12 protein-coding genes and 2 pseudogenes are annotated in these 13,976 nt (G+C 70.9%); 6 read left to right on the top strand and 8 right to left on the bottom strand.

Annotated features, from left to right (window positions below; all coding sequences use genetic code 11):
- Positions 1-171 precede the first annotated feature (171 nt).
- The 5 genes and pseudogenes from Pflav_RS04045 to Pflav_RS04025 all read left to right on the top strand — a co-directional run bounded on the left by Pflav_RS04045 (position 172) and on the right by Pflav_RS04025 (position 3,680).
- Positions 172-1,272, top strand: coding sequence for a DMT family transporter (locus tag Pflav_RS04045; protein WP_197937929.1), 1,101 nt, complete (start codon positions 172-174; stop codon positions 1,270-1,272).
- 10 nt (positions 1,273-1,282) lie between these two features.
- Positions 1,283-2,304, top strand: a pseudogene (locus tag Pflav_RS04040) (ROK family protein).
- Between the two features lie 4 nt (positions 2,305-2,308).
- Positions 2,309-2,557 (top strand): annotated as a pseudogene (locus Pflav_RS48430) (deaminase); the annotation flags it as partial.
- Between the two features lie 68 nt (positions 2,558-2,625).
- On the top strand, positions 2,626-2,784 hold the full coding sequence (locus Pflav_RS04030; protein ID WP_173033827.1) for a hypothetical protein: 159 nt from the start codon (positions 2,626-2,628) through the stop codon (positions 2,782-2,784).
- Positions 2,781-3,680 carry a TIGR03619 family F420-dependent LLM class oxidoreductase gene (locus tag Pflav_RS04025; RefSeq protein WP_173033825.1) on the top strand — a complete coding sequence of 300 codons (900 nt, stop codon included), beginning with the start codon at positions 2,781-2,783 and terminating at the stop codon, positions 3,678-3,680. Before Pflav_RS04030 ends, Pflav_RS04025 begins: the two co-directional genes overlap by 4 nt.
- A 636-nt stretch (positions 3,681-4,316) precedes the next feature.
- Here Pflav_RS04025 and Pflav_RS04020 read toward each other — a convergent pair.
- From Pflav_RS04020 to ald, 8 genes are all read right to left on the bottom strand, one after another.
- On the bottom strand, positions 4,317-4,520 hold the full coding sequence (locus Pflav_RS04020; RefSeq protein ID WP_173033823.1) for a hypothetical protein: 204 nt from the start codon (positions 4,518-4,520) through the stop codon (positions 4,317-4,319).
- Positions 4,521-4,978: 458 nt separating this feature from the next.
- Positions 4,979-5,404: an NUDIX domain-containing protein gene (locus Pflav_RS04015; protein ID WP_269474453.1), complete on the bottom strand. Its 426-nt coding sequence runs from the start codon at positions 5,402-5,404 to the stop codon at positions 4,979-4,981.
- 128 nt (positions 5,405-5,532) lie between these two features.
- Positions 5,533-6,270, bottom strand: a complete 738-nt coding sequence (locus Pflav_RS04010; RefSeq protein WP_173033819.1) for a pseudouridine synthase — start codon at positions 6,268-6,270, stop codon at positions 5,533-5,535.
- Entirely contained in the window at positions 6,254-7,327 is a 1,074-nt protein-coding gene (scpB, locus tag Pflav_RS04005) for an SMC-Scp complex subunit ScpB (RefSeq protein WP_173042221.1), read from the bottom strand. Before scpB ends, Pflav_RS04010 begins: the two co-directional genes overlap by 17 nt.
- A gap of 1,063 nt (positions 7,328-8,390) precedes the next feature.
- Complete coding sequence (locus Pflav_RS04000) at positions 8,391-9,539, bottom strand: segregation and condensation protein A (protein WP_173033817.1); 1,149 nt, start codon at positions 9,537-9,539, stop codon at positions 8,391-8,393.
- Between the two features lie 12 nt (positions 9,540-9,551).
- Positions 9,552-10,481 carry a ParA family protein gene (locus Pflav_RS03995; RefSeq protein WP_173033815.1) on the bottom strand — a complete coding sequence of 310 codons (930 nt, stop codon included), beginning with the start codon at positions 10,479-10,481 and terminating at the stop codon, positions 9,552-9,554.
- Between the two features lie 396 nt (positions 10,482-10,877).
- A complete protein-coding gene (locus Pflav_RS03990) occupies positions 10,878-11,807 on the bottom strand; it encodes a site-specific tyrosine recombinase XerD (RefSeq protein WP_180201308.1) in 930 nt (309 codons plus the stop codon).
- Positions 11,804-12,919 carry an alanine dehydrogenase gene (ald, locus tag Pflav_RS03985; RefSeq protein WP_180201257.1) on the bottom strand — a complete coding sequence of 372 codons (1,116 nt, stop codon included), beginning with the start codon at positions 12,917-12,919 and terminating at the stop codon, positions 11,804-11,806. The genes Pflav_RS03990 and ald overlap by 4 nt, the downstream gene beginning before the upstream one ends.
- 471 nt (positions 12,920-13,390) lie before the next feature.
- Here ald and Pflav_RS44825 point away from each other — a divergent pair, with 471 nt between their 5' ends.
- Positions 13,391-13,615 (top strand): TM2 domain-containing protein, encoded by a 225-nt coding sequence (locus tag Pflav_RS44825; protein ID WP_232070971.1) that lies wholly within the window; start codon positions 13,391-13,393, stop codon positions 13,613-13,615.
- The last annotated feature ends 361 nt before the right edge of the window (positions 13,616-13,976 follow it).

Genomic DNA, 13,976 nt, shown 5'->3' with positions numbered 1-13,976 from the left:
CAGCGGAGCAAGATCCTCCCGAGGCCGAGACCACGGAGCGAAGCAAGACCGTCTCGCCACCGGGGCCAGGCAGCAGAGCAAGACCGCCCCGCGCGGCCGAGACCAGGCAGCGCAGCAAGACCGCCCCGAAGCCGAGACCACGGAGCGAAGCGAGACCCCGGGGAGGCGCGGATGCCGTACGGTGCGGCGCTCGTCATGGCCGCGGCCGTGCTGTGGGGCACGACCGGAACGGCCCAGGCGGTCGCCTCGTACGGCGGGTCGTCGCTCCAACTCGGCGCCGCCCGCCTCGCCGTCGCGAGCCTAATCTTCGCCGGCATCGTGGCGCTCCGGAAGGTGGCGTGGCGCAAGGCGCTCGGCAGCCGCCGTACCGTGGCGGTCGTCCTGCTCGGGGCGTTCTGCGTCGCGGCGTACCAGCCGGCGTTCTTCCTCGGCGTACAGCGGACCGGCGTCGGGGTCGGCACCCTCACCGCGATCGGCTCGGCGCCCGTCTTCGCCGGCCTCGGCACGCTGCTGACCGGCCACCGCCCGGGCCGAATGTGGTGGGTGTCGACCGCGACCGTGCTGGTCGGGCTCTGGCTGCTGCTGCGCGGTGACGGTTCCCTCCAGTTCGACCTGGTCGGGGTGGTTGCCTGCCTGGTCGCCGGTGCCTCCTACGCCGCGTACATCGCGACGACCAGGTGGCTGCTGCTCGCCGGGGTACCACCGACCGCAGTGCTCGCGTTCCTCTTCGTGGTCGGCGCGGCGCTGCTCGTCCTCGCCTCCCCGATAGAGAACCTGGCCTCCCCGGCAGAGACCCTCGCCTCACCGACAGAGAACGCCGCCTCCCCGACAAAGAACGCGGCCTCCCCAGCAGAGACCCTCGCCACCCCGATAGAGAACCCAATAGAGAACCCGACTGAGAACCCGATGGAGAACGTCGCGTGGCTCGCCCAGCCGGACCACGCCTACCTCGCGCTCTACCTCGGCGTGGTGGCGACAGCGCTGCCGTACCTGCTGTGGGTCGCCGGTCTTCGATCGGTCCAGACCTCGACCGCCGCGACGCTGAGCCTCACCGAGCCGCTGACCGCGGCCCTGCTCGGCTGGCTCGTCCTGCGCGAACCGGTCACGCCGGCAAGCCTCGCCGGCGCGGGCCTCGTGATCGCCGGCCTCGTGATCGCCGCCACGTCGGGGCGGAGCACAAAGCGAGGACCGAGGCGGAGCACAAAGCGAGGACCGGGGCGGAACACATCGCGAAGATCCGCCCGGTCCCCCGTTCCCGGGTCGAGTCCGTAGGATCATTCGCGTGCGACCCTTAGCTAACGGTGTCGTCGTCGGCCTCGACGTCGGCGGCACGGCCACGAACGCCACGGTGGTGGACGAGTCCGGCCGATTTCTGGTGGACCGGCTCGTGGAGACGCCGAGCTGCGTGCTGGAAGGCCCTGCCGCCGCGCTCGACGCGCTCACCCGCTCGGTCGACGTGGTGCTGGAGCTGACCGGCGCCGACCGGGGCGCGGTCCGCGCGGTCGGCCTGGACACTCCGGGCCCGTCCAGCGCCGACGGGGTGCTCTCCGCGAAGGGCGCGACCAACTTCGCGCTCCCGGAGTGGTATGGGTTCGACATCCGCGCCGCCCTGGAGAGGAAGCTGGCCCTGCCGGTCGTCTACAACAACGACGGCAACGCGGCCGCGCTCTACGCGCACGTGGTCCACTTCGGCGCCGACGCGCCTCACCGCTCCTCGGTCTCCGCGATCGTCGGCACCGGGCTGGGCGGCGGCGTCATCGAGTCCGGCCAGGTCGTCAAGGGTGCCACCGGGATGGCCGGCGAGCTCGGCCACGTGTACATCCCGATGGACGGGCTGCTCGCCGACGGCCAGGCGCAGCCGGCCTGCAACTGCGGCTTCGCCGGCGACGTGGAGAGCGTGGCGTCGCTGACCGGCATCGTGAAAAACCTGCTGCCGTACTGGCTGAGCCGCTACCCCGACCACGAGCTGGCCAACATGCCAATCAAGGAGGCGGCCAAGCGGGTCCGCGGCCTCGGCGAGCGGGGCGACGAGCTGGCCCGCAAGATCTTCGAGCAGCAGGCGATGGCACTCGGCCGGCTGTTCACGATCGCGGCCAACTTCACCGACCCCACGCCTACTTCGTGGGCGGCGGCGTGGTGGAGGCCGCCCCCGACTTCCGTGACTGGTTCCTCGACCGGGTGCGCGCGCACACCCACCTGCGCGACGAGCAGGCGACGGCGACCACGTTCGCGTTGGTACCCGATCTCGACATGGCCGGGGCACGCGGCGCCGCACTGGCCGCGCTCAGCGCACCGGCGGCCTGATCTCGTGGCGACGGTCGAAGAGCTGGCCGCCCGAGCGGTACGGCTCGCGATCGACAACGCCGCGTCCGGCCAGCTGCCGTTCGCCGCGCTTGTCGCCCGCGCCGGCGAAGTGCTCGCCACCGGCGTCAACACCGCGCTGCACGACCACGACCCGGCCGCGCACGCCGAGGTCGCGGCGGTCCGCGCGGCGTGCGCGGTGGCCGGCGAGGTACACGTGACCGGCGCGATCGTCGTCTCCAGCTGCGAGCCGTGCGCGATCTGCCACGCTGTCGCGGCCACCGCCGGCGTCGAGCGGATCTACTACGCGGCCCCAAGGAGTACGTGCCGGACCTCGGCTACCCCGCGCCACCGGTGCACGGCGAGCTGCTCGTGCGCATGCAGCGACTGTTCCGCGAGGCCGCGCCCGACCAGATCGTGTACGTGCCGACCGAGGGCGCCGACGAGCCCTTCCACCGCTACCTCAGGGGCCGCACACGATGACGAAGCTGGGCGTGTTCATCCCCAACTTCGGGCCGCACGCGACGCCCGACGTCCTGCTCGGTTGGGCGCGGTTCGCCGAGTCGCACGGCTTCGACCTGGCGATGACGTCCGACCACGTGGTGCCGACGCCCGACGTCACCGACCTGTACCCGTCGCCGTTCTACGACCCGTTCACCACACTCGCCTGGCTGGGCGGGCTCACCGAGCGGCTGGAGCTGGGCACCACGGTCACCATCGTCCCGTACCGGCATCCGCTGCTCACCGCCCGCATGGCCAACAACATCGACCAGTTCACCGGCGGGCGGTTCATCCTCGGCACCGGCGTGGGCTGGTCGGAGACCGAGTTCGCCGCGGTCGGCGCACCGTTCCGCGAGCGGGGGCGGATGACCGACGAGTACCTGAAGGCCATCACGGACGCCTGGACCAACGACGTGGTCTCCCTCGACGGCGCCTACGTCTCGTACCACGACGTCGCGACCGGCCCCCGCGCCGCGCGCGCCCCGCACCCACCACTGTGGATCGGCGGTTGGGGCCCGGCCGCCGTCCGGCGCACGGTCCAGTTCGGCGACGCCTGGCATCCCAACCAGCTCGATCTGGAACGCGTAGAGGCGACCCTGCCCGCACTGCGCGAGGAAGCCGAGCGCCAAGGCCGGCCGGTGCCCGCGTTCTGCCCCCGGATGCGCGCCCAACTCACCGACGGCGACCTGCTGGAAACCGGGCGCCCGTTCGGCCGCGGCAGCCTCCGCCAGATCCGCCGCGACCTCGCCACGCTGATCGAGCTGGGCGCGTCCTACGTGGTGCTCGACCCCCTCGCCGACCACCCCGACGACCGCGTCCCACCCGAACGCGACTGGGAGACCCTGGCCGCGGTGGTCGCCGACCAGCCGACCCCCTAAGCCCCCTTAAGATCCGGAGATTTGGGCTACCGCGACGTCCGCGGTGGTCCAGACCGCTGCTCCCGCGGCCTCACCCTCCGCGCTTCACAATCCAACCCCGGCCTCGTGCCCGCCGGGGTGGGGGACGCGATGAGCAAAGCCGACCCACGCCGGCGGCGCTACCTGCCAGAAGTCAGCGGGCGCCGGGCTCGCCTGGCTTATCCCCGACGGCTGGCGGCCGCCACAAGGTCTTGAGCAACACCAGCGCGACCGCGATCGACGCGACCGACGCATAGCCAAGAAGGGCCGCGACCCACAGTGGGGTGCTCAGCCCGAGGGCTCCCCTAAGCGGCCCAAATATCCCAGCGAACACCGAGAATCCGGCGAGCGCGAGGATGGCATACAACCGGGTGTGCTGCCCCGGCCTGCTCGGCGGCGCCATAGCCAGAGATTACCATCGGCCGCCAATCGGCGGCCGGAACGACTGGTCAGGGCCTCGAAGACGTACAGAAAGTTCTCACCGGCAAGAAGACCGACTGCCGGCAGCCGGCGGTTTCCTACACGGGTTCCCTACTTCTGTCGTACTCCACAGGCCCATGAGAACGTGAGCCCATGCCCCGCCCCGACCCTCCAGCATCAGCCGTAGCCGCGGCTACTTCACCGGATTGGGCGACCCGAGCCCAGGCCGCGCAACAGCTCGCCCCATGGGCGGACCGCGACGACATCGCCGCCATCCTGCGTGAACTCGTCCTGGATACCGGCGACACCTTCGTGACGGAGAGCGCCTGCGTTGCTCTGCTGGAGCGCGGGGACGTCCACGGCATCCGGCTCGTCGCCCGCGCCATCGTCGCCGTCGACCACCAAGTGGACCGAGCCAGCGTCAACGCCGAATACCCTTGTATTCCAGCCACATCGACCACATCTACGACGCCGTCAGCCGCCACTTGCTCCCCAATGGACCCGTGCACGAGTTCCTGAACACCTGCAACACCCTGACCCAAGACCCGGACACCGACACCGCCTCCGGCGCCGCCGAACTCCTGCAATGGGTCCGCCCTTGGGCATGACGAACAAGCCTCCGCTACCCTGACCAACACAAGATCTTTCCTAGCCGGATGTGTCACGGATCAACTGGCACTGATCCGTAACGCGTCAACTGGAGCCCGACAGTCCTGAGACCCACCGGCAGCCGATCCCGGCGGGATCCCCGCCGTCGTCGAGGCCCAGCAGCCCTGCGCCGGCTGGCCGAGCGACTACATGCGGCCTTCCACAACCGTTCGTTGCTCGCACAAACTCATCACCGAAGCCTTCGGTCGTGGTCAGGCTCGATGCTCGGCAAGAACCTTCGTGAGCATCGCAAGGTAGCTGTCATGAGCCAGGGACAGTTCTCCGAGCGCATCTTCGGTAAACCACGCGATGGCATCGTGTTCGTCTGGCGCGACGTTGACCGGAGACCCCGTCCACGCTTCGATCAGCCAGATCTGCATGTCGAACGTGTCGCCATGAACTTCTTGCACGGGCGGACCCGACGGCGCCGCGATGTCGATGCCCAACTCCTCTCGAAGCTCTCGAGCAAGTGCCGCGCCAGGCAGTTCCCCGGGCTCCACGTGGCCGCCAGGCAGGTCCCAGACGTCGGGAAACCAACGGCGCCGGGGAGATCGATGACAGAGCAGAACCCGGTTGCCGTCCCGCAGCAACGCCGTCACGATGCGAGCCTTGGGAGAGCCTTCCGCAGAGATCGACACAGGCGCATTGTGGCACCCGTCGTAAGCCGACACTGCGCCGTGCCGAACGGCCGCCGGCATACTCGGTCTTTGAATTGAGGCCCGGCAGCGCGCGCCCTCGAAGACCCTCGGCCGCGCGCTCGGAGCCCCTAGCGGTCCTCGACGACGCGGAAGAGGGACGCGACCTCGGGGTTGGAGAGGCGGCGGGTGCGGCCCACCTTGAGGTCGCCCAGCCTGATCGGGCCGATCGAGGTGCGGATGAGGCGGGACACCGGGTGGCCGACCTCCTCCATCAGCCGCCGCACGATGTGCTTGCGCCCCTCGTGCAGCGTGATCTCCACCTGGGCGGTGCGGCCGAGCGTGTCGACCACCTTAAACGCGTCGGCCTTCACCGGCCCGTCCTCCAGCTCCACGCCCGCAAGCAGCCGCCGGCCGAGCGCGCGCGGGATGGGCCCGGCCACCTCGGCGAGATAGGTCTTCAGCACGCCGAACGACGGGTGCGTCAGCCGGTGCGCCAGCGCGCCGTCGTTGGTGAGCAGCAGCAAGCCCTCGCTGTCCGCGTCGAGCCGCCCGACGTGGTAGACGCGCTGCTCGACGGTGCCCAGGTAGTCGGAGATCGCCTCGCGTCCGCGCTCGTCGGCCATTGTGGACACGACGCCGCGCGGCTTGTTCATGGCCATGTAGACCAAGCGGGTGTCGGTGACCACCCGCTCCCCGTTGACGTAGATCTCCGCCGTGGCCGGGTCAACCTTGTCGCCGAGGCGAGCCACCCGCCCGTCTACCACGACGCGGCCGCGGGCGATCAGGTCTTCGCTCGCCCGGCGCGAGCCCACGCCGGCGGAGGCGAGGATCTTCTGGAGGCGTTCCTCGTTAGCTTGAGCTGGCATCGGCGACTTCCTCGACGTTATCGGGCAGGAAAGGCGCGAGTGGGGGCAGGTCGTTGATCGAGTTCATCCCGAGCTTTTCCAGGAACAGCGTGGTCGTCCGGTACAGGAACGCGCCCGACTCCGGCTCCGTGCCACACTCCTCGACAAGACCCCGGGAGACAAGGGTACGGATGACGCCGTCAACGTTCACACCCCGGATCGCCGATATCCGCGAACGGGTGACCGGCTGCTTGTAGGCCACCACGGCAAGCGTCTCCAGGGCCGCCTGCGTCAGCCGGACGGACTGGCCGTCGAGGACGAAGCGTTCGACGTAGGGCGCGTACTCGGGGCGGGTGTAGAGGCGCCACCCACCCGCCACCTTGCGAAGGTCGAACCCGTGACCAGCCGCCGTGTACCCCTGCGCGATCGCGACAAGGGCGGCCGCGACGCGCTCGGTGGGCTGCTCCAGGATCTGCGCCAGGACCACCTCGGCGACCGGCTCGTCGACGACGAGGAGGATCGCTTCGAGGGCACCCTTGAACTCAGCGTCGTCGGTCAGCCCGAGCGCGGACTGCTCCTTGGTGGCTGTGGGCGCGGTGCCTTTCGCAGCGGCGCCGTCCCCGCCCGTCGCCGCGCCCGCCGCGCCCGTCGTGGCGTCTGTTGCCGCTTTGGTGGCGGTTGCGGCGTCGGTGGCGGTCCCGACTCCGGCGGCCGTTGCGGCTTGGGCGGCCGCGGTGGATTTAGCAGCCGTCTCGGCATCGGTGGCTGTCGCGGCTTCGGACCGCTCCGTTTCAGCGGACGACGCGGCTTCGGGGTGCTCGGCCTCGGCGGGGCTGGCGGCCTCGCGCTGCTCGGTTTCGGCAGACGTCGCAGCGCCGGGGCGCTCGGCCTCAGAGGGCGTGGCGGCGTCAGGTCGCGCGGCTTCGGTAGCCGTCGCGGCGCCGGGACGCTCAGCCTCGGGAGGCGCGGCGCCCTCAGGACGCTCGGTTTCAGCAGGCGTCGCGGCGTCGTGCTGCTCAGGCCAGGTAGGCGTGGCGGCCTCGGAGGGCTCGGTCTTTGCCGGGACAGGGGCGTCCACAGTGGATCCGGCCGCCTCGAGGGTTTCTTCGGGCTCCGATGCCGATACTGGCTCTGGCCCCACGGTGTCCGGTGGCTGGCCCGCGATCGGGGCATCGACCGGGGTCGCCTGGGGGTCCGCGGCAATGCCCAGCGTGGGCGCAGCCTCTGCGAACGGCTCCCCCGCCGGCTCGTCCTCCGCCGCCGGCTCACCTTCGGTCGTTAGCGCGGGCTCCGCCGCCGGGACGGGCTCCGCCGCGCGCGCGGGCTCCCCCGCCAGCGCGGCCTCGTGCGTGGATTCGGCGCCCGCTGAGTGCGCCAGGTCGGAATCGGCCTCCACGACCGGCTCGTCCTCGGCCGCCGGCTCGGCGTGCAGGACCGGCTCGGCCTGCGCGACCGGCTCGTCCTCCGCCGCTGGCTCGGCGTACGCGACGGGCTCGGCCTCCACGACCGGCTCGGCGTCCGCGACCGGCCCGGCCTCCACGACTGCCTCGTCCTCGGCCGCCGGCTCGGCCTGCGCGCGCGGACGGGCTTTTTCCGCCGACTCGCGACTCGCCGACGCCGCATCGGGCTCCCCTGCCGGGTCGAGCTCAGCGGCCGCGTCAGCGTCGGGTTCTGCGGCTGGCTCGACCACCGGCGCCGACTCGGTGGCTGCGACCGCCTCAGCGACCACAGCCGGTTCAGTGTCGACGGGAAAATCAGCGTCCAAGAGCGCCGGCGCGGTTGCTTCGGCGTTCGTGGGCGACTCAGCGTCCAAGAGAGCCGGCTCGGCGTTCGCAGGCGACTCAGCGGCCATGGTTGCCGGCTCGATGGCCTCCGTCTGTCCGGCATCGACCGGTGCCGGCTCGACGTCCGCGGTCAGCTCGGATTCCACCGACGCGTCGGCGTCCTTGGCAGGTTCCGCCGAGGCCTCAGCCGCAGGGGCAGCGGGTGCGTCGACGACCGCCGGTTCGACGGCGGGTTGGCGTTCTTCGGAGGCGGAGGCGTCGCCCGAGGGCACTGTCGAGCCTTTAGCTTCAAGCTTGGCCCGCTCCCAGGGCGGCACCCATGCGGCGGCCTGGTCAGCGAGCGACTCGCGGCGCTCGTCACCCGTCACTGCGGCTCCTCCACATCATCACCAGCGCCCGCGCCACCCGAAGCAACCCCAGCGTCCAAAGCCACCGCAGAGCCCGAAGCACCCCCAGCCCCGAACCAGCCGCAGCCTCCGAACCAGAGCCAGCCACCGAAGCAGAACTAGCGTCCAAACCAGAGGCCACGCCCAGGTCGGAGGCGGCGTCTGAAGCAGGGGCCGCGTCCGGGTCGGAGGTGGCGTTCGGAGAAGGAGGCGCCTCCGGTGAGCCGGCGTACTCGTCGATGTCGAGGTCGCCGTCCGCGTCGTCGCCGCCGGTCCAGCGGACCGTCAGCTCCCCCAGGGCCTGTACCTGGGCGAAGCCCACCAGGCCCTCGCGGTACAGCTCCAGCAGCGCCAGGAACCTCGCCACAACCTCCAGTGTGGACTGGCAGTCGGCGCACAGTACCCGGAACGTGGCGGTCCCGGCGACCCGCAGCCGGTCGCGCAGGAGGGCGGCGTGCTCGCGGACGCTGACGCGGACGTCGTGCACGTGGGCGATCGACACCACCGGGACCGGCTTGGGGGTCATGGCCTTGATCGCCAGGCGGAGGAGGCGTTCGGGGCCGATGCCGAGCACGAGATCGGGCAGCGCGTCGGCGTAGCGGGGTTCGAGCGAGACCGCCCGCGGGTACCGGCGGGCGCCGGCCGTCTCCAGCGCCGCGATGTGCGCGGCCGCCTCCTTGAACGCCTTGTACTGGAGCAGCCGCGCGAACAGCAGGTCCCGCGCCTCCAGCAGCGCGAGGTCGTCCTCGTCCTCGACCTGGGCGGCGGGGAGCAGGCGGGCGGCCTTGAGGTCGAGCAGCGTGGCCGCGATGATCAGGAACTCGCTGGCCTCGTCGAGGTCCCAGTCGTCGCCCATCGCCCGGATGTACGAGATGAACTCGTCGGTGACCTTGTGCAGCGCCACCTCGGTCACGTCCAGCTTGTGCTTGCCGATCAGCTGGAGGAGCAGGTCGAACGGCCCGGTGAAGTTTTCCAGGCGCACCGTGAACTTGCCCCCGGCGGGGACCTCGGCGACCGGCTCCGCTGTGTTGGTCGGGGTCGCTGGCTCGCCGTCGTCGTGCGGCGACTCCGCACCGCCACGCTCGCTCACCACCCGACCGTATTCCACGGTCGACGTCATTGCCTCGCGGGTTTACCTCTCCGACTGTGCGGCGATGACCTCGCGGGCCAGCTGCCGGTAGTTGCGCGCCCCGGACGAGGCCGGGTCGAGCGTGGTGATCGGTGCGCCGGCCACGGTCGACTCGGGAAACTTGACCGTCTTGGTGATCACGGTCTGGTACACCTTGTCGCCGAACGCCTCGACCACGCGCTGGAGCACCTGGCGGCAGTGGGTGGTACGGCTGTCGTACATGGTGGCGAGGATGCCCTCGAGCTCCAGGTCGAAGTTGAGCCGCTCGCGCACCTTGTCGATCGTGTCGAGCAGCAGCGCCACGCCCCGCAGGCTGAAGAACTCGCACTCCAGCGGGATCAGCACGCCGTGCGCCACGGTCAGCGCGTTGATGGCGAGCAGGCCGAGCGAGGGCTGGCAGTCGATGAGGATGTAGTCGTACTCCTTGCGCACCGACTTGAGCACCCGCGCGAGCGCCATCTCCCGCGCGACCTCGTTGACCAGCTGGATCTCGGCGGCCGCGAGGTCGATGTTGGCCGGCAGCAGGTGGAGGCCGGCCACGTCGGTCTTGATGAGCACGTCTTCGGCGGTCACGTCGTCCTGCATCAGCAGGTTGTAGACGGACAGGTCGAGGTTGTGCGGGTTGACACCGAGGCCGACCGACAGCGCGCCCTGCGGGTCGAAGTCGACGAGCAGCACCTTGCGCCCATACTCGGCCAGCGCGGCACCGAGGTTGATGGTCGTGGTGGTCTTGCCGACGCCGCCCTTCTGGTTGGCCATCGCGATGATGCGCGCGGGGCCGTGGCGGTCGGCGGGCATCGGCTCGGGGATGGGCCGGCGCATCGTATACGCCGCGGGGTCGGCTGGACCAAGCTCGGCACCCAGATCCATCGCGCTCTGCTCCGCGCGCAGCGTCGAGGTCCACGACTCGACTTGCTGACCGTTACCAGCCATGGCCTTGTGCGCCCCTCCCGACGACTGCTTTGCGCCGGAGCCGACCGAACCCCCGCTGCGCCGCCACACGAGCTCGGGCCGTTGCCCGACTGTACGCCACTTCCCTGCTCAGGGCTGGGGCGACACTCCGGCCATGGCGGCCGCTCCACACTAACCAACGCGTGGCCACAGTGGTGGAAACGGCCACGGTGGCCCACGGCACCATAGCAAGCCTGCCACCCGCGGGCGGAGAGGCGCGAAAAGAAGGCGGAGGGCGCGACAAAACGAGCGCCCCCTCCGGCCGGAGGGGGCAGCCGTCACCGCTCATTGTTTGCGGGATGACTGAGCGGTGAGTCAGTTTAACCCGACTCGGGCGCCCGCGAAGCACGCGACACCAGCGCAAACGTTAAGAGCGCCTCACCGCGCCCGCGGATGTGCGGTGGCGTACACCTCACGGAGCCGTTCGACCGTCACCAATGTGTACACCTGGGTGGTGGTCACCGACGCGTGGCCGAGCAGCTCCTGCACGACCCGCACGTCGGCACCGCCGTCCAGCAGATGGGTGGCGTACGAATGTCGGAGTGTGTGCGGCGACACCGCTCGGGGCCCCTCCACCGGCAGCCCCGCGCGGCCGGCGGTGCGGTGCAGGATGGTCCACGCGCTCTGGCGGGACAGCGGGCCACCGCGGGCGTTCAGGAAGACCCGTGGCGTGCCGCGCCCGGCCGCCGCCAGCTCGATCCGCGACCCGCCGAGGTAGCCGCGCAGAGCGGTGCAGGCGTACCCGCCCATCGGCACCAGCCGCGTGCGCCCACCCTTGCCGTGCAGCAGCGCGGTCCCCTCGTCCAGGTCGAGGTCGTCCACGGCGGCACCGACCGCCTCGGAGATGCGCGCCCCGGTGCCGTACAGGAATTCCAGGAGGGCGCGGTCGCGTACCTCCAGAGCGCTGGCCTCGCCCGCGGCCGCGAGTAGCCGCTCCACATCGGACACGTCGAGCGCCTTCGGCAGCCGGCGGGGCGGGACCGGCGGGCGGACGTCCCGGCTCACGTCGCCGGCCACCAGGCCTTCGCGCACCGCGAAGCGGTGCAGGCCGCGCACCGCGCTCGTGGCCCGCGCCGCGGATGCCGCGGAAAGCGGCGGATGGTCGGCGTCGCCGCCCCGCAGGGCGGCGACGTACCCCGACACATGGGCGGGCGTGACCGACTCCAGGTCGGCCACGCCACCCGCCGTCAAGGTCGTGACATAGCGGTCCAGATCCCGCCGGTACGAGGAGAGCGTGTTCGCGGAGAGTCCGCGCTCCACCGTCAGGTGGTCGAGGTACGTCCGCACCGCCCGAGCGAGGTCGGCTATGTGAGGGCCTCCTCCAGGGACAGGCTCTGCATGCCGTGCGCCTCGGCGACCGGGCCGTACGTGACGTGGCCGTCGTGCGTGTTGAGGCCGTTGGCGAGCGCCGAGTCCCGCCGCATCGCCTCGCGCCAGCCGTGGTTGGCCAGCTCCAGCGCGTACGGGATGGTGACGTTGGTCAGGGCGTACGTGCTGGTGTGCGGCACCGCGCCGGGCATGTTGGCCACGCAGTAGAAGGTCGAGTTGTGGACCTGGTAGGTCGGGTCGGCGTGCGTGGTCGGGCGCGAGTCCTCGAAGCAGCCGCCCTGGTCGATGGAGATGTCGACGAGCACGCTGCCCGGCTTCATGCGCGAGACGAGGTCGCTGGAGATGATCGTCGGGGCCTTCGAGCCGGCCACCAGCACCGCGCCGATCACCAGGTCGGCGTCCACGACGGCGCGCTCCACCTCGTACAGGTTGGAGGCGACCGTCTGCAGGTGCCCCTGGTAGATGGCGTCGGCCGAGCGGAGCTTGTTGACGTTGCGGTCCAGCAGCAGCACCTCGGCCTGCATGCCGAGCGCGATCGCCGCGGCGTTCATACCGGAGACGCCGGCGCCGATGACCACGACCTTGGCCGCGTACACGCCCGAGACGCCGCCCATCAGCACGCCCCGGCCGCCGCCGGAGCGCATCAGGTGGTACGCGCCCACCTGCGGCGCGAGCCGCCCGGCGACCTCCGACATCGGCGCGAGCAGCGGGAGCGCCCGGTCGGGCGTCTCCACCGTCTCGTACGCGATGCCGGTCACCTTGCGGTCCAGGAGCGCGTCGGTGCACTCCTTGGAGGCCGCGAGGTGCAGGTACGTGAACAGCACCTGCCCGGGCCGCATGCGGTGGTGCTCCTCGGCGATCGGCTCCTTGACCTTCAGCACCAGCTCCGCGGTGCCCCACACGTCGTCCGCCGTGGGCAGGATCCGCGCGCCCGCCGCGGTGAACTCGTCGTCGGTGATGGTGGACCCGAGGCCGGCGCCGGACTCGACGTAGACCTCGTGACCCGCACGGACGAACTCGTTCACACCCGCAGGGGTGATCGCCACGCGGTACTCGTGGTTCTTCACCTCGCGTGGGATTCCGACCTTCACGTTGCCAGTACCTTTCCCCGGGCGGCGTCGCCCGGGCTATGGCCGCGACGGCCCCATTGCCGCCGCGATCCCGCGCCGCACTCACGCTGTGTCACCCTTCCCGTCGGTACCTTTTGGTACCGGCCACGGCTTTCGTCCCGCCGATGGTAGCGGCGGGCGCCGCCGTCCGCGGAAGTCTAGGGCCGTCCGGTCTCGTTGATCAGGCGACACGATGACAGCCGGTGAATACCCCGGCTGACGGTCTGTCAGCCATCGGCCCTACCCGATCGGACACAATTCCCACCCTACCGTCTCACAGAGTGGACCCTGATCCCGACACAATCCGCTCCGATCACTAGGGTCCTGCCTCATGACCACTCCTCCGTACCAGCCGCAATACCCGAGCAGCCCCAGTACGGCCAGCAGCCTCCGCAGTACGGTCAGCCCGCCGGCCAGTACGGCCAGCCCGGGCAGTACGGCGAGCCGGGCGTCGTGTACTCGGACAAGACCAAGCTGGTCGCCGGCCTCCTCGGCATCTTCCTCGGCACCTTCGGCGTCGGCCGCTTCTACACCGGCCACACCGGCATCGGGGTCGCTCAGCTCCTCGTCGGCGTCCTCACCTGTGGCCTGGGTGGCCTGTGGGGCGTGATCGACGGCATCCTGATCCTCGTGAACGGTGGCACCGACGGCCAAGGCCGTCGCCTCCGCGACAGCTGACCCAATTCCGCTCGCCCTTGGAGCCGCCGGCGCCCGCCGGCGGCTCTGTGTCTTTCCGGGCCTTTTCGCGCTTGGTGATGCGACCGTGCCACGCCGGAAGCGGGCCCGGCGGCCACCGTCCGGCCGCGCGGGGAAAGATCAAATCCAAGAAAGAGGTTTGGGCTACCGCGATGTCCGCGGTGGTCCAGACCGCCGCTCCCGCGGCCTCACCCTGCGCGGTTCACAACCACGCCGGCGCGCGGCCGCGGCGCTGCGTCGGGCTTCGCTTACGCGAAGCTCTCGAGCTGGGCGCAGCACTGCGCCCAGCCAGCCCGCATCTGCCTGCGGGACGACCACAGCAACCGGCGTCGATCGCCTGCCG

The sequence above is a fragment of the Phytohabitans flavus genome, from assembly GCF_011764545.1.
In the GTDB taxonomy this organism is placed as follows: Bacteria; Actinomycetota; Actinomycetes; order Mycobacteriales; family Micromonosporaceae; genus Phytohabitans; species Phytohabitans flavus.
Note: the sequence above shows the minus strand (reverse complement) of the source record. Positions and strands in the feature narration are given on the sequence as shown.